Below are 21128 nucleotides of genomic sequence, written 5' to 3' on the forward strand. Positions count from 1 at the left end.
TGTTTCATTTATAAGACGGGTGCGCACCACTTCTCATCCTGCCGGAAAAAAGCGGGATTGGCTCTGGAGGGGGACTGTCCGCTATCTCGCGGGAGGTGTGCCAGTGGTGATTTGGCAGAATGGGGCCGTGGTTCGGTCATGGAGTAGACGGCGTGGCGGAATACGCTTTCGCGAGCAGGCTCGCTCCCACAGTGGTTTTGTGTACATCAATCCATTGTAGGAGCAAGGCTTGCCCGCGAAGGCGGCTTTGAGACTTACACCGTAGCCAGCCTCACCTGCTTCTCCAGCTCAGCCTTCAACCCCGGCTCCAGCTTGAGTTGACGCGCCAGTTCGTCGAGGTAGGACTTCTCCATGAAACTCTCCTCATCCACCAGCATCACGCTGGCGATGTACATCTCGGCGGCCATTTCCGGGGTGCGGGCGGCGCGGGCGACATCACTGGGGTCCAGTGGCTTGTTGAGTTCGGCGTGCAGCCAGTGCTGTAGCTCCTGATCGTTGTCGAGCTTGGTGAACTCACCTTCGATCAGCTCGCGCTCTCGTTCGTCAATGTGACCGTCAGCCTTGGCCGCGGCCACCAGAGCTTTCAGAATCGCCTGGCTGTGCTGCTCGACTTGCGCAGCGGGCAAGCGGTCGAGCGTCTGCGGCCCTGCCTTCGATGTGCTGCCCTGCTGGGCTTGCCAGTTTCCATAGGCTTTGTAGGCCAGCACGCCCAATGCCGCGAGGCCGCCATAGACCGCGACTTTACCGCCAACTTTTCGGGCTTTCTTGCTGCCCAGCAGCAACCCCATGGCACCAGCCGCCAGTGCACCGCCGCCAGCGCCCGACAGTAAACTGCCAAGTCCACCCGAACCGCCGTTACCGCCAAGCAACCCGCCCAACCCACCAGACGCCTTGTTCTGCGCCCCACCGGCCTTGTTCTGCAACATGTCCTGGCCCGACTTGAGCAACTGATCGAGCAATCCACGGGTGTTCATTTTCTGCCTCCACGAAAAGGTTTTACCGAACCTTGAGGCCACCAGCCTAGTTCGAAAGTGCCCTAAGTCTGCCCGCGAGAGTGCTTCCAGATGTTGCTCCGCCCGTTTTTCAACTTGTCGCTTGAAACGTGCGGCTTGCAGCTGCTTTCAGAAATTTAGATATACACTCGAATAAATCGATAAAAACCGCCCACCGGGTACGCTCTCCATGATGACCTTGCGTCAGATCCGTCATTTCATTGCCGTGGCCGAGACCGGCTCGATCTCCGCCGCTGCGCAAACCGCGTTTATTTCCCAGTCCACCCTGACCCTGGCGATCCAGCAACTGGAGCAGGAAATCGGAGTCGGCCTGTTCAACCGCCATGCCAAGGGCATGACCCTGACACACCAGGGCCATCAGTTCCTGCGCCAGGCACACCTGATTCTCGCCACGGTCGACAACGCCAAACGCAGCCTGCAGCAGAGTACTGACCAGGTCGCCGGGCAGTTGATCGTCGGGGTGACCAGCCTGGTGGCCGGTTATTACCTGGCGGATTTGCTCACCCGTTTCCAGCGCGCCTACCCCAACGTCGAAATCCGCGTGATGGAGGACGAACGACCTTACATCGAGCATTTGCTGGTCAGCGGCGAAATCGATGTCGGTGTACTGATTCTTTCCAATCTCGAAGACCGCCATGCTTTGCAGACTGAGGTATTGACCCATTCACCCCACCGACTCTGGCTGCCGGCCCAACATCCATTGCTGGAACACGACAGCATCAACCTCGCCGACGTGGCCCGCGAGCCATTGATCCAGCTGAACGTCGATGAAATGGACCGCAACGCCCAGCGCATGTGGACGGCAGCCTCGCTGCAGCCTCGCATCACCTTGCGTACCGCCTCGACCGAGGCAGTGCGAAGCCTGGTGGCCGCCGGGCTGGGGGTGTCGATCCAGCCGGACATGACCTACCGCCCCTGGTCACTGGAGGGCGACATTATTGAAGCGCGGCCCATTGCCGACCTGAGCCAGACCCTCGACGTCGGCCTGGCCTGGCGTCGCGGCACTGCACGCCCTGCGTTGGTGGACCCCTTCCTGACGGTTGCCCGTGAGCAGCCCCACGGTGGACGCAAGCCATCTATTTAATCGAACGCCACCTTCAGTATTTAGAATTTGTCGACGGCAAGGCCGCGCACTAGTCTTGATGCATCTAATAAAGACAGCCGGCCCCAGTCACAGGGAGAGCCGCTATGTCTACACAAGAAGCCACACAAAAAAAGAGACCCCGAAAAATGGCTGGCGCGCAGACCCCGTTATTCACCGCGTTGTTGATCGATGGCGAATTGGTCGCGGGCCAGGGTTTTGTCGAACCGATCCTCAATCCGGCTACCGGCGAAGTCTTGACCCAGATCGCTGAAGCCAGCACCGAACAGGTCGAAGCCGCCATTCTGGCCGCCCACCGTGCCTTCGCCAGTTGGTCGCGCACCACACCGCAACAGCGCTCGAACCTGCTGCTGGACATCGCCAACACCATTGAAAAAAACGCCGACCTGCTCGCCCGCCTCGAAGCCCTGAACTGTGGCAAGCCGTTGCACCTGGCCCGTCAGGATGACCTGAGCGCCACGGTCGACGTATTCCGCTTCTTCGCCGGTGCCGTACGTTGCCAGACCGGCCAGCTCAGCGGTGAATACCTGCCCGGCTACACCAGCATGGTGCGCCGCGATCCGATTGGCGTGGTGGCATCGATTGCGCCATGGAACTATCCGATCATGATGGCCGCGTGGAAAATCGCCCCGGCCCTGGCCGCCGGCAACACTTTAGTGTTCAAGCCATCGGAACACACACCGCTGTCGATCCTGGCCCTCGCCCCGGCGCTGGCCGAGATCCTGCCGCGCGGCGTGATCAACATTATCTGTGGTGGCGGCGAAGGGGTCGGCAGCCACTTGGTCAGTCATCCCAAGGTGCGCATGGTGTCGCTGACCGGCGATATCGTCACCGGCCAGAAAATCCTTCAGGCCGCGGCCAAGACCCTCAAGCGCACTCACCTTGAACTGGGCGGCAAAGCCCCGGTGATCGTCTGCAACGATGCCGACATCCAGGCCGTGGTCGAAGGCGTGCGCACCTATGGCTACTACAACGCTGGCCAGGACTGCACGGCGGCGTGCCGGGTGTACGCACAGGCCGGGATTCACGACCGCCTGGTGGCCGAACTCGGCGCGGCGGTCAGCAGCCTGCGTTTCGCCGGCAAGCGCGATGCCGACAATGAAATCGGCCCGCTGATCAGCACCCGCCAACGCGACCGCGTGGCCAGTTTCGTCGAACGTGCCCTCGGCCAGCCGCACATCGAACGGGTGACCGGCGCAGCGGTGCATTCCGGCGCCGGCTTCTATTACCAGCCGACCTTACTGGCCGGCTGCAAGCAGAGCGACGAAATCGTCCAGCGCGAAGTGTTCGGGCCGGTGGTGACCGTGACCCGTTTCGATGAACTGGAACAAGCGGTGGACTGGGCCAACGATTCGGAATACGGCCTGGCGTCCTCGGTCTGGACCCAGAATCTCGACAAGGCGATGCAAGTCGCCGCGCGCTTGCAGTACGGCTGCACCTGGATCAACAGCCATTTCATGCTGGTCAGTGAAATGCCCCACGGCGGCCTCAAGCGTTCGGGCTACGGCAAAGACCTGTCCAGCGACTCACTCCAGGATTACAGCGTGGTGCGGCACATCATGGCGCGCCACGGACAACATCTCTGACTACGCTAATAACAAGCCGCCAACGGCAAGCTTCACCACGTTCACAACTGCCCCGACCATAACTAAAGAAGAGGGAAATTCCATGTTCGTGCACAAGACCGCACTGCTCAGTGCAATCACCACCGCGCTGCTGGCGAGCGCCACCCTCCAGGCCGCCGAGCCGCTCAAGGCTGTCGGCGCCGGCGAAGGTCAGCTGGATATCGTGGCATGGCCCGGTTACATCGAACGTGGCGAAAGCGACAAGGCCTACGACTGGGTGACCGGCTTCGAGAAGGAAACCGGCTGCAAGGTCAATGTGAAAACCGCTGCCACTTCCGATGAGATGGTCAGCCTGATGGCCAAGGGGGGCTACGACCTGGTGACGGCGTCCGGCGACGCGTCCCTGCGCCTGATCGTCGGCAAGCGTGTGCAACCGATCAACACCGCGTTGATCCCGAACTGGAAGAACCTCGACCCACGCCTCAAGGATGCGCCGTGGTACGTGGTCAACAAGCAGACCTATGGCACCCCGTATCAGTGGGGTCCGAACGTGTTGATGTACAACACCAACGTGTTCAAGACCGCGCCGGACAGCTGGGGCGTGTTGTTCAATGCCGAAAACCTGCCGGACGGCAAGCCGAACAAGGGCCGCGTGCAGGCTTATGACGGCCCGATCTACATCGCCGACGCGGCGCTGTACCTTAAATCCGCCAAGCCGGAACTGGGCATCCAGAACCCTTACGAACTGACCGAAGCCCAGTACAAGGCCGTGCTCGATCTGTTGCGTGCCCAGCAGCCGCTGATCCACCGCTACTGGCATGACACCACCGTGCAAATGAGTGACTTCAAGAACGAAGGCGTGGTCGCGTCCGGCGCCTGGCCGTATCAGGTCAATGGCCTGATGAACGAGAAACAGCCGATCGCCTCGACCATCCCGAAAGAAGGCGCCACCGGGTGGGCCGACACCACCATGCTGCACACCGATGCCAAACACCCGAACTGCGCCTACAAGTGGATGGACTGGTCGCTGCAACCGAAGGTCCAGGGCGATGTAGCGGCGTGGTTCGGTTCGTTGCCGGCAGTACCGGCGGCGTGCAAGGAAAGCGAATTGCTTGGCGCCGAGGGCTGCAAGACCAACGGTTTCGACAACTTCGACAAGATCGCCTTCTGGAAAACCCCACAAGCTGAAGGCGGAAAATTCGTGCCCTACAGCCGCTGGACCCAGGACTACATCGCGATCATGGGCGGTCGCTAGTCAAGGAGATCCCTGTGGGAGCCGGGCTTGCCCGCGATGGCGGCGTGTCAGCTGGTAGAGATGTTGGCTGACACTCCGCTATCGCTGGCAAGCCAGCTCCCACATTTGATCATCGCCGTTGCCACTACGGTGCCCGGCATTCAGATAGTTGATTCAGATTTTTCAGAAGTCCAGGCAGGGCCGCTGCGACGGCCCTCGCCTTTTTGGAGCACCGCACCATGACGCTTGCAGTCCAGTTCACCAACGTCTCCCGTCAGTTCGGCGAAGTGAAAGCCGTTGACCGGGTTTCCATCGACATTCAGGACGGCGAGTTTTTCTCCATGCTGGGGCCTTCCGGCTCGGGCAAAACCACCTGCCTGCGCCTTATCGCAGGTTTTGAACAGCCGAGCGCAGGCTCGATACGGATTCATGGCGAAGAAGCCGCCGGGCTGCCGCCGTATCAGCGTGACGTGAACACCGTGTTCCAGGATTACGCGCTGTTCCCGCACATGAACGTTCGCGACAACGTCGCCTACGGTTTGAAAGTCAAAGGCGTCGGCAAAGCCGAACGCTTGAAGCGCGCCGAGGAAGCCCTCGACATGGTCGCCCTCGGAGGCTACGGCGAGCGCAAACCGGTACAGCTCTCCGGTGGCCAGCGCCAGCGTGTAGCCCTGGCCCGAGCCTTGGTCAACCGGCCTCGCGTGCTGCTGCTCGACGAACCGCTTGGCGCGCTGGACCTGAAACTGCGCGAGCAGATGCAAGGCGAATTGAAGAAGCTGCAACGCCAGCTCGGCATCACCTTCATTTTCGTCACCCACGACCAGACCGAAGCGCTGTCGATGTCCGACCGCGTCGCTGTATTTAACAAGGGCCGCATTGAACAGGTCGATTCGCCGCGCAACCTGTACATGAAACCCTCGACCACCTTCGTCGCCGAATTCGTCGGCACGTCCAACGTAATACGCGGCGACCTGGCCAAACAGTTGAGCGGCAACCCACAGCCGTTCTCGATTCGCCCCGAACACGTGCGCTTCGCCGAAGGCCCGCTGGCCAGCCATGAAGTCGAAGTCAGCGGCTTGTTGCACGACATCCAGTACCAGGGCAGTGCCACCCGCTATGAACTGAAACTGGAAAACGGCCAGACCCTGAACATTAGCCAGGCCAACAATCAATGGCTCGATACCAGCGCCCAGCACCAGACCGGACAACGCATGACGGCGCGCTGGGCCCGCGAGGCCATGATCCCGCTGTTCGACACCGTTGCAGGCGGGGTGTGACATGAGCACCTTGGCCATCTCGCAAACCCCGTCCGGCGGCTCGCCGCTGCGCAGGTTTTCCAACCTGCTCTACCGCCGGCCGAACCTGTACCTGTCGATGCTGCTGGTGCCGCCGCTACTGTGGTTCGGCGCGATTTACCTGGGCTCGTTGCTGACGCTGCTGTGGCAAGGTTTCTACACCTTCGACGACTTCACCATGGCGGTCACGCCCGACCTGACCCTGGCGAACTTCGCCGCGCTGTTCCAGCCATCGAACTTCGACATCATCCTGCGCACCCTGAGCATGGCCATCGTCGTGTCCATCGCCAGCGCCATTGTCGCGTTCCCGATTGCCTATTACATGGCGCGCTACACCACCGGCAAGACCAAAGCGTTTTTCTACATCGCGGTGATGATGCCGATGTGGGCCAGTTACATCGTCAAGGCCTATGCCTGGACCCTGCTGCTGGCCAAGGGTGGCGTGGCCCAGTGGTTCGTCCAGAACCTGGGGCTGGAACCGTTGTTGCAGTTCGTGCTGGGCATTCCGGGTGTCGGTGGCAGTACCTTGTCGACCTCGCACCTGGGCCGTTTCATGGTGTTCGTCTACATCTGGCTGCCGTTCATGATCCTGCCGATCCAGGCCTCACTGGAGCGCCTGCCGCCGTCACTGCTGCAAGCGTCCGCCGACCTCGGCGCAAAGCCACGCCAGACCTTCATGCAGGTGATTCTGCCACTGTCGATTCCCGGCATTGCCGCAGGTTCCATCTTCACGTTTTCGCTGACCCTGGGTGACTTCATCGTGCCGCAACTGGTGGGCCCGCCGGGCTACTTCGTGGGCAGCATGGTGTATGCCCAGCAAGGTGCGATTGGCAACATGCCGATGGCCGCCGCCTTCACCCTGGTGCCGATCGTGCTGATCGCCATTTACCTGTCTATCGTCAAACGACTGGGGGCCTTCGATGCACTCTGAGAAAGCTTCACTCGGCCTGAAAATCGCAGCCTGGGGCGGGCTGGTGTTCCTGCACTTCCCGATCCTGATCATCTTCCTGTACGCCTTCAACACCGAAGACGCAGCGTTCAGCTTTCCGCCCAAGGGCTTCACCCTGAAGTGGATCAGCGTGGCGTTCTCACGGCCGGACGTGCTGGAAGCGATCAAGCTGTCGTTGCAGATTGCTGCCGTTGCCACGGCGATTGCCATGGTGCTTGGCACACTGGCGTCGGCGGCGCTGTACCGACGGGACTTCTTCGGCAAGCAAGGCATCTCGCTGATGCTGATACTGCCGATCGCCCTGCCGGGGATCATCACCGGGATCGCGCTGCTGGCAACCTTCAAGACGCTGGGCATCGAGCCTGGGATGTTCACCATCATCGTCGGCCACGCGACCTTCTGCGTGGTGATCGTCTACAACAACGTCATCGCCCGGTTGCGCCGCACCTCCCACAGCCTGATCGAAGCCTCGATGGACCTCGGCGCCGACGGTTGGCAGACCTTCCGCTACATCATCCTGCCCAACCTCGGCTCGGCGTTGCTGGCCGGCGGCATGCTCGCGTTTGCACTGTCATTCGACGAAATCATCGTCACCACCTTCACCGCCGGCCACGAGCGCACCCTGCCGCTGTGGCTGCTCAACCAACTGAGCCGTCCTCGGGACGTGCCGGTGACCAACGTCGTCGCGATGCTGGTGATGATCGTGACCATGCTGCCGATTCTCGGCGCCTATTACCTGACCCGTGGCGGTGAGAGCGTGGCCGGTAGCGGCGGGAAATAAATCAGAAACAGACAGCGAATATCCCCTGTGGGAGCGAGCCTGCTCGCGAAAGCGGTATGACATTCAACACCGATGTCGACTGCCAGGCCGCCTTCGCGAGCAGGCTCGCTCCCACAAAAACAAGAAATGCTTTGAAGAGGACATAGCCATGCAAACCCAACTCTTGATCAACGGCCAACTGCTCACCGGCGAAGGCCCCGCCCAACCGGTGTTCAACCCCGCACTGGGCCGCGTGCTGGTAGAAATCAACGAAGCCAGCGAATCCCAGGTCGATGCCGCCGTGCGCGCCGCCGATGCCGCGTTCGACAGCTGGTCGCACACGCCGCCGAAAGAACGCTCGCTGCTGCTGCTCAAACTCGCCGACGCCATTGAAGCCCACGGCGAAGAGCTGGCCAAACTGGAATCGGATAACTGCGGCAAGCCCTACAGTGCCGCGCTGAACGACGAGATCCCGGCGATTGCCGACGTGTTCCGCTTCTTCGCCGGCGCCAGCCGCTGCATGAGCGGTTCGGCCGGTGGTGAATACCTGCCAGGCCACACCTCGATGATCCGTCGCGACCCGGTGGGCGTGATCGCCTCCATCGCGCCATGGAACTACCCGCTGATGATGGTTGCCTGGAAAATCGCCCCGGCCCTGGCCGCCGGTAATACCGTGGTACTCAAACCGTCGGAACAGACCCCGTTGACGGCGTTGCGTCTGGCCGAACTGGCGTCGGACATTTTCCCTGCCGGCGTACTCAACCTAGTGTTCGGCCGTGGTCCTACCGTCGGCAGCCCGCTGGTCACTCACCCGAAAGTGCGCATGGTGTCGTTGACCGGTTCGATCGCCACCGGTTCGAACATCATTTCCAGCACCGCCGACAGCGTCAAACGCATGCACATGGAACTGGGTGGCAAGGCCCCGGTGATCATCTTCGACGACGCTGACATCGACGCCGCCGTGGAAGGCATCCGCACCTTCGGCTTCTACAACGCCGGCCAGGACTGCACCGCCGCCTGCCGTATCTACGCGCAAGAAGGCATCTACGAGAAGTTTGTCGAGAAGCTTGGTGCCGCCGTCAGCAGCATTAAATACGGGCTGCAGGATGACCCGGCCACCGAACTTGGGCCGCTGATCACCGCGCAACACCGTGACCGCGTCGCTGGTTTCGTCGAGCGTGCCATAGCCCAGCCGCACATCCGCCTGATCACTGGCGGCAAAACGGTGGATGGCAACGGCTTCTTCTTCGAGCCGACGGTGCTGGCCGACGCTCAGCAGGATGACGAAATCGTCCGCCGCGAAGTGTTCGGGCCGGTGGTGTCGGTGACCAAATTCACCGATGAAGCCCAGGTGCTGGGGTGGGCCAACGACTCCGACTACGGTCTGGCGTCCTCGGTGTGGACCGCCGACGTCGGCCGCGCCCATCGTCTGTCGGCGCGGTTGCAGTACGGCTGCACCTGGGTCAACACCCACTTCATGCTGGTCAGCGAAATGCCCCATGGCGGTCAGAAACTGTCCGGGTACGGGAAGGACATGTCGATGTACGGATTGGAGGATTACACCGTTGTGCGGCATGTGATGTTCAAGCACTAAAAAAAGCATCGCTGGCAAGCCAGCTCCCACAAGGGTCGCCACTGAACCTGTGGGAGCTGGCTTGCCAGCGATTGCGTCACCTCGGTTTCAAGGTCGACCGGGATTACGCACCACTAGGTTTCAAACACAACAATAACCACCGATCCGGGCGGCGCCCTTAAGGCCCCACCACGGCATCGGACATCCGAAATCTGCCGATTTTCCGGAGCAAACACATGAGTTCATCGTCCGATCTCTCTGCCGTCGTTGCCGACAGCGATGCCGAGCAACTACGCAAACTGGGTTACACCTCCAACTTCAATCGCAGCATGAGCCTGTGGGAAAACTTCGCCCTGGGCTTCACTTATCTCTCGCCGGTCGTAGGGGTTTATACCCTCTTCGGACTGTGCCTCGCCGCCGGCGGGCCACCGATGTTCTGGGCCTATCTGCTGGTCGGTTGCGGTCAGTTGCTGGTGTGCCTGATCTTCGGTGAAGTGGTCTCGCAGTTCCCGATTTCCGGTGGAGTGTACCCATGGGCCCGTCGCCTGGTGGGCAAGCGCTGGGCGTGGATGGTCGGCTGGATCTACTCCATTGCCCTGTGCGTGACCATCGCCGCCGTTGCCGTCGGCGCCGGTCCTTACCTCGCGGCGATGCTGGGTTTTGAACCGAGCAACAACACCAACATCGTCATCGCCCTGGTGCTGACGCTGTTCGCCACCCTGATCAACCTCAGCGGCACCAAGGTACTGGCGCGCATTGCCATGTTCGGTTTCCTCTGCGAACTGATCGGTGCGGTGATCGTTGGCGTGTACCTGCTGATTTTCGAGCGTCATCAGTCGATCAGCGTACTGTTCAACACCTTCGACATCAGCATCAACGGCTCGTACCTGCCGGCCTTCCTCACTGCCTCGCTGGCGGGGATGTTCCTGTACTACGGCTTCGAGGCCTGCGGCGATGTGGCCGAAGAAACCCCAAACCCGAGCAAGAAAATTCCGGTGGCCATGCGCATGACCATCTACATCGGCGGCGTGGCAGCGATGTTCGCCTGCCTGGCATTGATCCTCGCCGTGCCGGACATGCAAGCGGTGATCGACGGCACCGACAAGGACCCGGTCGGCACCATCCTCAACAACGCCTTCGGTCCGGTCGGTTCGAAAATGGTGATGGGTGTGGTGATGATTTCCTTCATCTCCTGCGTCATTAGCCTGCAAGCGGCGGCGAGTCGTCTGCTGTATTCCTACGCCCGGGACGAAATGGTGATCGGCAGTCGACTGCTGAAAAAGATCTCGCCTCACACCCAGGTACCGGTTGCCGCGCTGTTCGTGTCCGGCGTCCTGCCGGCGCTGATCATCGTCCTCGGCTTCTTCCTCCAGGACGCAGTCGCCACCATCGTCAGCTTCGCCGCCATCGGCATCTACCTGGCGTTCCAGATGATCGTACTCGCGGCACTGTACGCCCGCCTGAAAGGCTGGAAACCCAGCGGCAAATTCACCCTGGGTGCCTGGGGCTGGCCGGTGAACATCGGCGCGCTGGTCTACGGCGTCGGCGCCATCATCAACATGGCCTGGCCCCGCACCCCGGACGCCGCGTGGTACATCAACTACGCCATGGTCCTGAGTACCGCCATCGTCATCGGCCTGGGGCTGCTCTACATGTGGATCGCCAAGCCGTATAACCACGGGACTGCGCCTGCGGGGGATGCGTGGAAGGTTAGTCGGTAACCTGAGTTGCCCCGGTGCCACATAGGTGCCGGGGCAATCTGGCCATTCAAGCAGGTAAATACTTCGAGACAGTTCCCTCCCCCCTGCCGGTGTATCCCCAGCTAGAGTTTTCGCAACCGTGCACGAGGCATCGGTTGACGAGAATCACGGGACTGCCTAGGGTGTTTACGGCGTTTACAATGTATACATCTTAGGAGAGCCGCCATGGCCTCTCCCGTTTTGTCTTTTCGCGTCGAAGAACTGTTGGCCCAGCAACTGGATCAATTGGCAGCAGCCACCGACCGCGACCGTCAATATCACCTCAAACGTGCACTGGTCCGCTACGTGGAAGCCGAATTCTGGCATCTGCAAGCGATAAGTGACGGCATTGCCGATGCCGACGCAGGGAAACTTACTGATCTGGATGCCGTGAAGGCTAAGTGGGTAAAACGTGCCGAGCGTAGTACTGACTGAAAAAGCCGAGAGCGACCTCGACAACATTCATGAGCATTACCGGGTGGTCGTCGGCGCAAGTGCCGACATCGAAATCATTTCAACAATCCTGCAATCCTTCCAGTTGCTGGAACAGTTTCCGGGCTCTGGCAGACCATCAGTAATGCCCGACGTGCGAGAGCTAGTACCTGGCCGTTATCCGTTCATTGCTCCTTATCGATATGCTCAAGGCCAAATACAGGTGTTGAGGGTGCTGCATCAACGTTCTGAACGTTCACAGGATTGGCAAACGGAGAACATCCAGCCGCGACAGGATTGCCGCGACTGAATGCACCTTTTCTTCAAAACCTTGAAACACTCCTCATCGCATCCACCAGATACCGCATCGCAATCCGGTCGCTCTCCGACAGTTCGCGATAACGCTCCACCAGCTTCATTTCCTCGGAGTTCAATCGACGTCTTCGCCGGCCAGTGGACAGGCACGGAAAGATTCCCAATATTTCGGTGATGCCTTGTACTTTCGACATGGACGATGTCCTTCTCTACGTCAAAGAAAACTTCAGAAACCGCATCGCCCTATTCGTTTTTCAGCAGCTCCTTGTGCCAACTGAACCGCACCGGCCCGAAGGGCATAAACCGGTCATGAACACAGAATAGAAATATTCCGGGCGCTGAAAAGCGCTTTTTAGAGTAATTAATCGAAAAAAGCAGAAATGCCCTGTAAATCAGAAGTCGCTGTCGGAAATGTTTCCCGACATGTCTTGTTTCACTCGTACGCTAGCGCCGTGCCATCAATCAATTTTGATCTGCCATCGAACGGTTTAAGCTATCGGCATCTGTTTAAAGTCCGATGCGTTTGGCCGAAGGCATGTCCGAACCGTTATTTCTGATCCAGCACGTGCCAGGAACGGCGCGGGATTGTTCACGACAGGTTGAATTTATGCACCGCAGGAATTTGCTCAAAGCCTCCATGGCCATTGCGGCTTACACCGGTTTGTCCGCCACCGGCCTGCTCGCCGCCCGCGCTTGGGCCGCCACCGGGGCCGCCGATGGCGAAGCCCGGTCGTTCGACTTCGAAGCCTTGAAGATCCAGGCCAAGCAGCTTGCCAGCAATCGCTACCAGGACACCAAGCAGGTATTGCCACCGACTTTGGCGACCATGACCCCGCAGAACTTCAACGCGATCCGCTACGACGGCGCCCATTCGCTGTGGAAAGAAAACAAGGGTCAGCTGGATGTACAGTTTTTCCACGTCGGCATGGGCTTCAAGCAGCCGGTGCGCATGTACAGCGTCGATCCCAAGACTCGCATGGCCCGCGAGGTGCATTTCCGCCCGTCGCTGTTCAACTATGAAAACACCACGGTCGATACCAAGCAGCTCACCGGCGACCTGGGGTTTTCCGGTTTCAAACTGTTCAAGGCCCCGGAGCTGGACAAGCACGACGTGGTGTCCTTCCTCGGCGCCAGCTACTTCCGCGCGGTGGATGCCACCGGCCAGTACGGCTTGTCGGCCCGCGGCCTGGCGATCGACACCTACGCCAAGAAGCGCGAAGAATTCCCTGACTTCACCAAGTTCTGGTTCGAAACCCCGGACAAGGACAGCACCCGCTTCGTGGTCTACGCCCTGCTCGATTCGCCGAGCGCCACCGGTGCCTACCGTTTTGACATCGATTGCCAGGCCGAGCGCGTGGTGATGGAGGTGGACGCACACGTCAACGCCCGCACCGCCATCGATCAACTGGGCATCGCGCCGATGACCAGCATGTTCAGCTGCGGCACCCACGAACGCCGGATGTGCGACACCATTCACCCGCAGATCCACGACTCCGATCGCCTGGCGATGTGGCGCGGCAACGGCGAATGGATCTGCCGTCCGCTGAACAACCCGGCCAAACTGCAATTCAACGCCTTCGCCGACAAGGACCCGAAAGGTTTCGGCCTGGTGCAGACCGACCACGAGTTCGCCAGTTATCAGGACACCGTCGACTGGTACAGCCGGCGCCCAAGCCTGTGGGTCGAGCCTACGACGGCGTGGGGCGAGGGCTCGGTCGATCTGCTGGAAATTCCTACCACCGGCGAAACCATGGACAACATCGTCGCTTTCTGGACGCCGAAAAAACCGGTGGCGGCCGGCGATTCGCTGAACTACGGCTACAAACTGTACTGGAGCGCACTGCCACCGGTCGGCACGCCGCTGGCGCGAGTCCACGCGACCCGCTCCGGGATGGGCGGCTTCACCGAAGGTTGGGCGCCGGGCGAACATTACCCACCAGTCTGGGCTCGCCGATTTGCCGTGGACTTCTCAGGCGGCGGCCTGGACCGCTTGCCCGAGGGTGCCGGCATTGAACCGGTGGTCACCTGCTCGAACGGAGAGGTCAAGGATTTCAGCGTGCTGGTACTCGATGACATCAAGGGCTATCGCATCCTGTTCGACTGGTACCCGACCAACGACAGCGTGGACCCCGTCGAACTGCGCCTGTTCATCCGCACCAACGACCGCACGCTCAGTGAAACCTGGTTGTACCAGTATTTCCCGCCGGCCCCGGACAAGCGCAAATACCCTTGATCCGGGGTTGCGCCCATTCAGCATTCGGTTTTCCGAACGCGACCTGTCGGTCGGTTCGGTTAACCGGATCATTCAGCGTTAAAAATCCCGCCACAAATAATTAATTTCCTTATAAATCAACTACTTGACTCATTAAGCATGGCCTGGCACGGGTCATGCTCTACACTTCTTCGATGAATGCCTGTTGTGCCAACACGTCAGGAGCCATCAGGCATTCGCAGCACAAAAGGGCCGATGAACTGGCTCCATAAAAAAAACAATGTCGAGGAAAATTTGATGCGCATCGTTCCCCATATCCTGGGCGCAGCCATTGCTGCCGCTCTGATCAGCACGCCAGTTTTCGCCGCCGAACTCACCGGCACCCTGAAGAAAATCAAAGAGTCCGGTGTTATCACCCTCGGGCATCGTGACGCTTCCATTCCTTTCTCCTACATCGCGGACGCTTCCGGCAAGCCGGTCGGCTACTCCCACGACATCCAGCTGAAAGTCGTCGAAGCCCTGAAAAAAGACCTGGACATGCCGAACCTGCAGGTCAAGTACAACCTGGTCACCTCGCAAACCCGTATCCCGCTGGTGCAGAACGGCACCGTGGACCTGGAGTGCGGCTCCACCACCAACAACGTCGAGCGTCAGCAGCAAGTTGACTTCTCCGTCGGCATCTTCGAAATCGGTACCCGTCTTCTGTCCAAGAAAGACTCCAAGTACAAGGATTTCCCGGACCTGGCCGGCAAGAACGTCGTGACCACCGCCGGCACCACGTCCGAGCGCATCCTCAAGGCGATGAACGCCGACAAGCAGATGGGCATGAACGTCATTTCCGCCAAAGACCACGGCGAGTCCTTCCAGATGCTGGAAACCGGTCGTGCCGTTGCGTTCATGATGGATGACGCCCTGCTGGCCGGCGAAGCCGCCAAGGCCAAGAAGGCGAGCGACTGGGAAGTTACCGGTACTCCACAGTCCTACGAAATCTACGGCTGCATGGTGCGCAAGGGCGACGAGCCGTTCAAGAAGGCTGTAGACGACGCCATCAAGGCAACCTACGCATCGGGCGAGATCAACAAGATCTACGAAAAATGGTTCATGCAGCCAATTCCGCCGAAAAACCTGAACCTGAACTTCCCGATGAGCGACGAGCTCAAGGCCCTGATCGCCAATCCGACCGATAAAGCGGCTGACGACAAGAAATCCTGATTTCTGACTAACCTTATCTCCTGAGAGGGCCGCAGCCCTTTCAGGAGGTGTCACTTCCTGCTGGCATTTTTGGAAACACTCGGACCGGTGGCTGTCGAGCCGATCGCGTGTGCCTGATCGTCATGATCAGGCGGGAACGGAGTTTCCCCCAAGCGGGTACTTGCATCGATTGATCTCAAGGGGAGACCCTAATGAATTACAACTGGGACTGGGGCGTGTTCTTCAAGTCCACCGGCGTGGGCAGCGAGACCTATCTCGACTGGTTCATCTCCGGACTGGGCTGGACCATCGGCATCGCCATCGCGGCCTGGATCATCGCCCTGATACTGGGTTCGATCCTGGGTGTCATGCGCACCGTGCCGAACCGCATCGTATCGGGCATCGCCACCTGCTACGTAGAACTCTTCCGCAACGTGCCGCTGCTGGTTCAGCTGTTCATCTGGTACTTCCTGGTGCCCGACCTGCTGCCACCGGATTTGCAAGAGTGGTACAAGCAGGACCTGAACCCGACCACCTCGGCCTTCCTCAGCGTCGTCGTGTGCCTGGGCCTGTTCACCGCTGCCCGCGTTTGTGAACAGGTGCGCACCGGCATTCAGGCGCTGCCAAAAGGCCAGGAATCCGCTGCCCGCGCCATGGGCTTCAAGTTGCCGCAGATCTACTGGAACGTGCTGCTGCCCCAGGCTTACCGGATCATCATTCCGCCGCTTACCTCGGAGTTTCTCAACGTCTTCAAGAACTCGTCCGTGGCTTCGCTGATCGGCCTGATGGAGCTGCTCGCGCAGACCAAACAGACCGCAGAGTTCTCGGCCAACCTGTTCGAAGCGTTCACCCTGGCCACGCTGATCTACTTCACCCTGAACATGAGCCTGATGCTGCTGATGCGCATGGTCGAGAAGAAAGTCGCCGTACCGGGCCTGATTTCCGTAGGGGGTAAATGATGGAATTCGATTTCTCGGGCATCATCCCGTCCCTGCCGGGCTTGTGGAACGGCATGATCATGACCCTCAAGCTGATGGCCCTGGGCGTGGTCGGCGGGATCATTCTCGGCACCCTGCTGGCCCTGATGCGCCTGTCCCACAACAAACTGCTGTCGAACATCGCCGGCGCCTACGTTAACTATTTCCGTTCGATTCCGTTGCTGCTGGTCATCACCTGGTTCTACCTGGCGGTGCCGTTCGTGCTGCGCTGGATCACCGGCGAAGACACCCCGATCGGCGCATTTGCCTCCTGCATCGTGGCATTCATGATGTTCGAAGCGGCGTACTTCTGCGAAATCGTCCGCGCTGGCGTGCAGTCGATTCCCAAGGGGCAGATGGGTGCCGCCCAAGCGCTGGGTATGAACTATGGCCAGATGATGCGCCTGATCATCCTGCCGCAAGCGTTCCGCAAGATGACTCCGCTGTTGCTGCAACAGAGCATCATCCTGTTTCAGGACACCTCGCTGGTCTACGCCGTCGGCCTGGTGGACTTCCTCAATGCTTCGCGCGCCAGTGGCGACATCATTGGCCGCTCCAATGAGTTCCTGATCTTCGCAGGTCTCGTGTACTTCATCATCAGCTTTGCCGCCTCGCAGCTGGTCAAGCGTCTGCAAAAAAGGTTCGCCGTATGATCTCTATCAAAAACATCAACAAGTGGTATGGGGACTTCCAGGTGCTGACTGATTGCAGCACCGAGGTCAAAAAAGGCGAAGTGATCGTGGTGTGCGGTCCGTCCGGTTCCGGCAAATCGACCCTGATCAAGTGCGTCAACGCCCTGGAACCGTTCCAGAAAGGCGACATCGTGGTCGATGGCACGTCCATTGCCGACCCGAAGACCAACCTGCCGAAGCTGCGCTCGCGCGTGGGCATGGTGTTCCAGCATTTCGAGCTGTTCCCGCACCTGACCATCACCGAAAACCTGACCATCGCGCAGATCAAGGTGCTGGGCCGCAGCAAGGAAGAAGCCACCAAGAAAGGCCTGCAACTGCTGGAGCGTGTCGGCCTCTCGGCTCACGCCCACAAGCACCCCGGCCAACTGTCCGGTGGCCAGCAGCAGCGTGTGGCGATTGCCCGTGCGCTGGCGATGGACCCGATTGTCATGCTGTTCGATGAACCGACCTCGGCACTGGACCCGGAAATGGTCAACGAAGTGCTGGACGTGATGGTGCAACTGGCCCACGAAGGCATGACCATGATGTGCGTAACCCACGAAATGGGCTTCGCCCGTAAAGTGGCCGACCGCGTGATCTTCATGGACCAGGGCAAAATCATCGAGGACTGCAAGAAAGAGGAGTTCTTCGGCGACATCAGCCACCGCGCCGAGCGTACGCAGCACTTCCTCAACAAGATTCTGCAGCACTAACAGCAACACGACCGCCCCTCTGTAGGAGCGAGCTTGCTTGCGATGAACTCAAAGACACCGCGTACATCCAGGATGAACGCGTCATCGTTGACGACCATCGCGAGCAAGCTCGCTCCTGCAGGAGGCAGGCGGACGCTGGTTGACCCAAGGCATCTGTGATGAAATGCGACCCCACCCTCTATCGCGCCGCGTCGCCATCACTCGCCGTGAAACCCCGTCTGATTCGCCATCTGTTCCTGCCGCCGCTGATCATCGCGCTGATGATCGGACTGGGTTATGCCGGCTTCTGGGTCAGTGAACACTACGGCGTCCGCAGCCTGAGCGAAAGCGGCCAGCGCCAGCTGGAACTGCACGCCCGCGCCGTCGAAAGCGAAATCAGCAAATACACCTACCTGCCCAGCCTGCTGGAACTCGAAACCAGTGTGTCGAAGCTGCTGGCCGACCCGACCCCGGAATACCGGCAAACGGTCAACGATTACCTCGAAGGCCTGAACCGGCGCAGTCGTAGTCGGGCTATTTATGTGATGGACACCACCGGTCGCGTCATGGCCACCAGTAACTGGCGCGATGTCGACAGTTATCTGGGTGAAGACCTGTCCTTCCGCGCCTATTTCCAGAACGCCGTGCGCGGTCAGCCGGGGCGGTTCTACGGCATCGGCAGTACCAACGGCGAACCCGGTTACTACCTGGCTCATGGCCTGGAAGAACACGGCAAGATCATCGGCGTCGCGGTGGTCAAGGTGCGCCTGGAAGCCATGGAAGAACGCTGGCAGCGGGCACGCCTGGAAGCCTTCGTCAGTGACGAGAACGGCATCATCATTCTGTCCAGCGATCCGGCGCGGCGCTTGAAATCAGTGATCCCCCTGAGCGACGAGACCAAGGAAAAACTTGCCCGCAGCCTTCAGTATTACTGGTTCCCGCTCAACGAACTGCAACCGCTGGCTCGGGAAACCCTGTCCGAAGGCGTGGAAAAACTGACCTTTCCGGCCAACAGCGAACTGGTCTCCGACGAAGAAAACATCAGCTATCTGTCGCAAACCCGCAATTTGAGCGATACACCGTGGAATTTCACCCTGCTCACGCCATTGCAGGATTTGCGCCGAGAGGCGATCAATCAGGGGATTCTGGTGGCGGTGGCTTTCGCTCTCGTGGCGTTCCTGCTGATTGCCTGGAACGAACGACGCAAGGTGATCGCCACCCGCCTCGCCGCCCGGGAAGCCTTGCAGGAAGCCAACAATCAACTGGAGCGTCGGATTACCGAACGCACCGTCGACCTGCGCGCCAGCAACGAACGCCTTAAAGGCCAGATCCGCGAACGGCGTCACGCCGAAGAGACCTTGCGTCGTGCCCAGGATGAACTGGTGCAGGCCGGAAAACTCGCGGCGATCGGCCAGATGTCCACCAGCATTGCCCACGAATTGAACCAGCCGCTGGCGGCGCTGCGTACCCTGTCCGGCAATACCGTGCGCTTTCTCGAGCGCGGTCAACTGGACGTGGCCAGCACCAACCTCAAGACCATCAACGAATTGATCGACCGCATGGGCCGGATCACCGCCAGCCTGCGTTCCTTCGCCCGGCGCGGTGATGACAAGGGTCAGGCCTGCCTCGGCAAAGCCGTGGACGCGGCACTGCAACTGCTGGGCAGCCGCGTCGAAAACGCCCATCTGCAACTGCACCGGCATTTCGACGAGGTGCAGGTGCAGATCGACCAGACCCGACTGGAACAGATTCTCGTCAACCTTATCGGCAATGCCCTCGATGCCATGCAGGCGCAACCGCAGCCTGAGTTGTGGCTCGAAGGCGACACCGGCGATGGCAAGTATCGGCTGCGGGTTCGGGACAACGGCCACGGCATCGACGCCGAAGCACGCAAGCACCTGTTCGAACCCTTCTTCACCACCAAACCCGGCGAACAGGGTCTTGGCCTCGGCCTGACCCTGTCCGCGAGCCTGGCCGCCGCTACCGGCGGTCACCTGGGTGTCGAGCACCCGGCCAGCGGTGGCACCGCATTCGTCCTCAGTTTACCGTTGGTAAGCCCCATTCCCGCCGAGCCAATATGAACCACGACCTTAGTGTATTGATCGTCGAAGACGACCCCCATGTGCTGCTCGGCTGCCAGCAGGCCCTGACCCTGGAAGACATTCCGTGCATTGGCGTAGGCAGTGCCGAAGAGGCCCTGGAGCGCGTCGGTGACAACTTTGCCGGCATCGTCATCAGTGACATCCGCCTGCCGGGTATCGATGGCCTGGAACTGCTGACCCGGCTCAAGGCCCGCGACCGCAGCCTGCCGGTGGTGCTGATTACCGGGCACGGTGATATTTCCATGGCCGTGGGCGCGATGCAGAAAGGCGCCTACGACTTCATGGAAAAACCCTTCTCCCCGGAGCGTCTGGTGGATGTGGCACGCCGAGCGCTGGAGCAACGCAGCCTGGCGCGTGAAGTCTCGTCGTTGCGCCGGCAACTGGCGGAGCGGGATTCACTCGAAGGCCGGATCATCGGCCGTTCGCCGGCCATGCAGAACCTGCGCGAACTGATTGCCAACGTCGCCGACACCTCGGCCAACGTGCTGATCGAAGGCGAAACCGGCACCGGCAAGGAGTTGGTAGCGCGCTGCCTGCACGACTTCAGTCGCCGCCACACCCGGCAATTCGTCGCGTTGAACTGCGGCGGCCTGCCGGAGAACCTGTTCGAGAGCGAAATCTTCGGTCATGAGGCCAACGCTTTCACCGGTGCCGGCAAACGACGGATCGGCAAGATCGAGCATGCCGACGGCGGCACGCTGTTCCTCGATGAAGTGGAAAGCATGCCCCTGCCCCTGCAGATCAAACTGCTGCGGGTGTTGCAGGAACGCACCCTCGAACGCCTCGGCTCGAACCAGAGCGTGGCGGTGGATTGCCGGGTGATCGCCGCGACCAAGTCCGATCTGGACGAATCGAGCAAGGCCGGCGAGTTCCGCAGCGACCTGTATTACCGTCTCAACGTGGTGACCCTGGAACTGCCGCCGCTGCGCGAACGCCGCGAAGACATCCTGCAACTGTTCGAATACTTCTTGCAGCAATCGTCCTTGCGCTTCGACCGCATCGCGCCGGAACTGGATAACCAGACCCTGTCGAACCTGATGAGCCACGACTGGCCGGGCAACGTGCGCGAACTGCGCAACGTCGCCGAACGCTTTGCACTTGGTCTTCCTGCCTTCAAAAAAACCGGTGCGGGCAGTAGCGCCCAAGGCCTGGCTTTCGCCGAAGCGGTGGAAGCCTTCGAACGCAACCTGCTGAGCGATGCCTTGCAGCGCAGTGGCGGCAACCTGACCCAGGCCAGCCAGGAATTGGGCATGGCCAAGACCACGCTGTTCGACAAAGTGAAGAAGTACGGGCTGAGCCACTGATG

General features: G+C 60.3%; 19 protein-coding genes. 17 read left to right on the top strand and 2 right to left on the bottom strand.

What is annotated here, in order from left to right:
* Window positions 1-254 precede the first annotated feature (254 nt).
* Entirely contained in the window at window positions 255-974 is a 720-nt protein-coding gene (locus FFS64_RS06830) for a tellurite resistance TerB family protein (protein WP_137804726.1), read from the bottom strand.
* Window positions 975-1182: 208 nt separating this feature from the next.
* Here FFS64_RS06830 and FFS64_RS06835 point away from each other — a divergent pair, with 208 nt between their 5' ends.
* The 10 genes from FFS64_RS06835 (at window position 1183) to FFS64_RS06880 (ending at window position 11972) form a co-directional block, all read left to right on the top strand.
* Window positions 1183-2097, top strand: a complete 915-nt coding sequence (locus tag FFS64_RS06835) for a LysR family transcriptional regulator (RefSeq protein ID WP_020799666.1) — start codon at window positions 1183-1185, stop codon at window positions 2095-2097.
* 146 nt (window positions 2098-2243) lie between these two features.
* The gene (locus FFS64_RS06840) at window positions 2244-3701 is read left to right on the top strand and encodes a gamma-aminobutyraldehyde dehydrogenase (protein WP_137804727.1); all 1458 of its coding nucleotides are present in this window, start codon (window positions 2244-2246) and stop codon (window positions 3699-3701) included.
* An 82-nt stretch (window positions 3702-3783) separates the two neighbouring features.
* Window positions 3784-4935: a putative ABC transporter substrate-binding protein YdcS gene (gene ydcS / locus FFS64_RS06845; RefSeq protein WP_137804728.1), complete on the top strand. Its 1152-nt coding sequence runs from the start codon at window positions 3784-3786 to the stop codon at window positions 4933-4935.
* A 218-nt stretch (window positions 4936-5153) separates the two neighbouring features.
* On the top strand, window positions 5154-6191 hold the full coding sequence (locus FFS64_RS06850; protein WP_137804729.1) for an ABC transporter ATP-binding protein: 1038 nt from the start codon (window positions 5154-5156) through the stop codon (window positions 6189-6191).
* Between the two features lies 1 nt (window position 6192).
* Window positions 6193-7140: an ABC transporter permease gene (locus tag FFS64_RS06855; RefSeq protein ID WP_095197140.1), complete on the top strand. Its 948-nt coding sequence runs from the start codon at window positions 6193-6195 to the stop codon at window positions 7138-7140.
* Entirely contained in the window at window positions 7130-7939 is an 810-nt protein-coding gene (locus FFS64_RS06860; RefSeq protein WP_137804730.1) for an ABC transporter permease, read from the top strand. Before FFS64_RS06855 ends, FFS64_RS06860 begins: the two co-directional genes overlap by 11 nt.
* 148 nt (window positions 7940-8087) lie before the next feature.
* Window positions 8088-9512: a gamma-aminobutyraldehyde dehydrogenase gene (locus tag FFS64_RS06865; RefSeq protein ID WP_137804731.1), complete on the top strand. Its 1425-nt coding sequence runs from the start codon at window positions 8088-8090 to the stop codon at window positions 9510-9512.
* A 215-nt stretch (window positions 9513-9727) separates the two neighbouring features.
* Window positions 9728-11212, top strand: coding sequence for an APC family permease (locus tag FFS64_RS06870; RefSeq protein WP_137804732.1), 1485 nt, complete (start codon window positions 9728-9730; stop codon window positions 11210-11212).
* A 204-nt stretch (window positions 11213-11416) separates the two neighbouring features.
* Window positions 11417-11665 carry a CopG family ribbon-helix-helix protein gene (locus tag FFS64_RS06875; protein WP_137804733.1) on the top strand — a complete coding sequence of 83 codons (249 nt, stop codon included), beginning with the start codon at window positions 11417-11419 and terminating at the stop codon, window positions 11663-11665.
* The gene (locus FFS64_RS06880) at window positions 11643-11972 is read left to right on the top strand and encodes a type II toxin-antitoxin system RelE/ParE family toxin (RefSeq protein WP_137804734.1); all 330 of its coding nucleotides are present in this window, start codon (window positions 11643-11645) and stop codon (window positions 11970-11972) included. Before FFS64_RS06875 ends, FFS64_RS06880 begins: the two co-directional genes overlap by 23 nt.
* Before the next feature lie 13 nt (window positions 11973-11985).
* Here the strand turns inward: FFS64_RS06880 and FFS64_RS06885 are convergent, their stop codons facing one another.
* Entirely contained in the window at window positions 11986-12171 is a 186-nt protein-coding gene (locus FFS64_RS06885; RefSeq protein ID WP_090453315.1) for a hypothetical protein, read from the bottom strand.
* Window positions 12172-12584: 413 nt separating this feature from the next.
* Here FFS64_RS06885 and FFS64_RS06890 point away from each other — a divergent pair, with 413 nt between their 5' ends.
* From FFS64_RS06890 to FFS64_RS06920, 7 genes are all read left to right on the top strand, one after another.
* On the top strand, window positions 12585-14210 hold the full coding sequence (locus FFS64_RS06890; protein WP_137804735.1) for a glucan biosynthesis protein D: 1626 nt from the start codon (window positions 12585-12587) through the stop codon (window positions 14208-14210).
* 276 nt (window positions 14211-14486) lie between these two features.
* Complete coding sequence (locus tag FFS64_RS06895) at window positions 14487-15401, top strand: glutamate/aspartate ABC transporter substrate-binding protein (RefSeq protein WP_137804736.1); 915 nt, start codon at window positions 14487-14489, stop codon at window positions 15399-15401.
* 191 nt (window positions 15402-15592) lie between these two features.
* Window positions 15593-16339, top strand: a complete 747-nt coding sequence (locus FFS64_RS06900; RefSeq protein ID WP_137804737.1) for an amino acid ABC transporter permease — start codon at window positions 15593-15595, stop codon at window positions 16337-16339.
* Complete coding sequence (locus FFS64_RS06905; RefSeq protein ID WP_095197145.1) at window positions 16339-17010, top strand: amino acid ABC transporter permease; 672 nt, start codon at window positions 16339-16341, stop codon at window positions 17008-17010. Before FFS64_RS06900 ends, FFS64_RS06905 begins: the two co-directional genes overlap by 1 nt.
* Entirely contained in the window at window positions 17007-17741 is a 735-nt protein-coding gene (locus FFS64_RS06910; RefSeq protein ID WP_095197146.1) for an amino acid ABC transporter ATP-binding protein, read from the top strand. The genes FFS64_RS06905 and FFS64_RS06910 overlap by 4 nt, the downstream gene beginning before the upstream one ends.
* A 158-nt stretch (window positions 17742-17899) precedes the next feature.
* The gene (locus tag FFS64_RS06915) at window positions 17900-19801 is read left to right on the top strand and encodes a sensor histidine kinase (protein WP_137804738.1); all 1902 of its coding nucleotides are present in this window, start codon (window positions 17900-17902) and stop codon (window positions 19799-19801) included.
* Window positions 19798-21126, top strand: coding sequence for a sigma-54 dependent transcriptional regulator (locus FFS64_RS06920; protein ID WP_137804739.1), 1329 nt, complete (start codon window positions 19798-19800; stop codon window positions 21124-21126). The genes FFS64_RS06915 and FFS64_RS06920 overlap by 4 nt, the downstream gene beginning before the upstream one ends.
* The last annotated feature ends 2 nt before the right edge of the window (window positions 21127-21128 follow it).

It is taken from the genome of Pseudomonas sp. G(2018) (assembly GCF_005502415.1).
In the GTDB taxonomy this organism is placed as follows: domain Bacteria; phylum Pseudomonadota; class Gammaproteobacteria; order Pseudomonadales; family Pseudomonadaceae; genus Aquipseudomonas.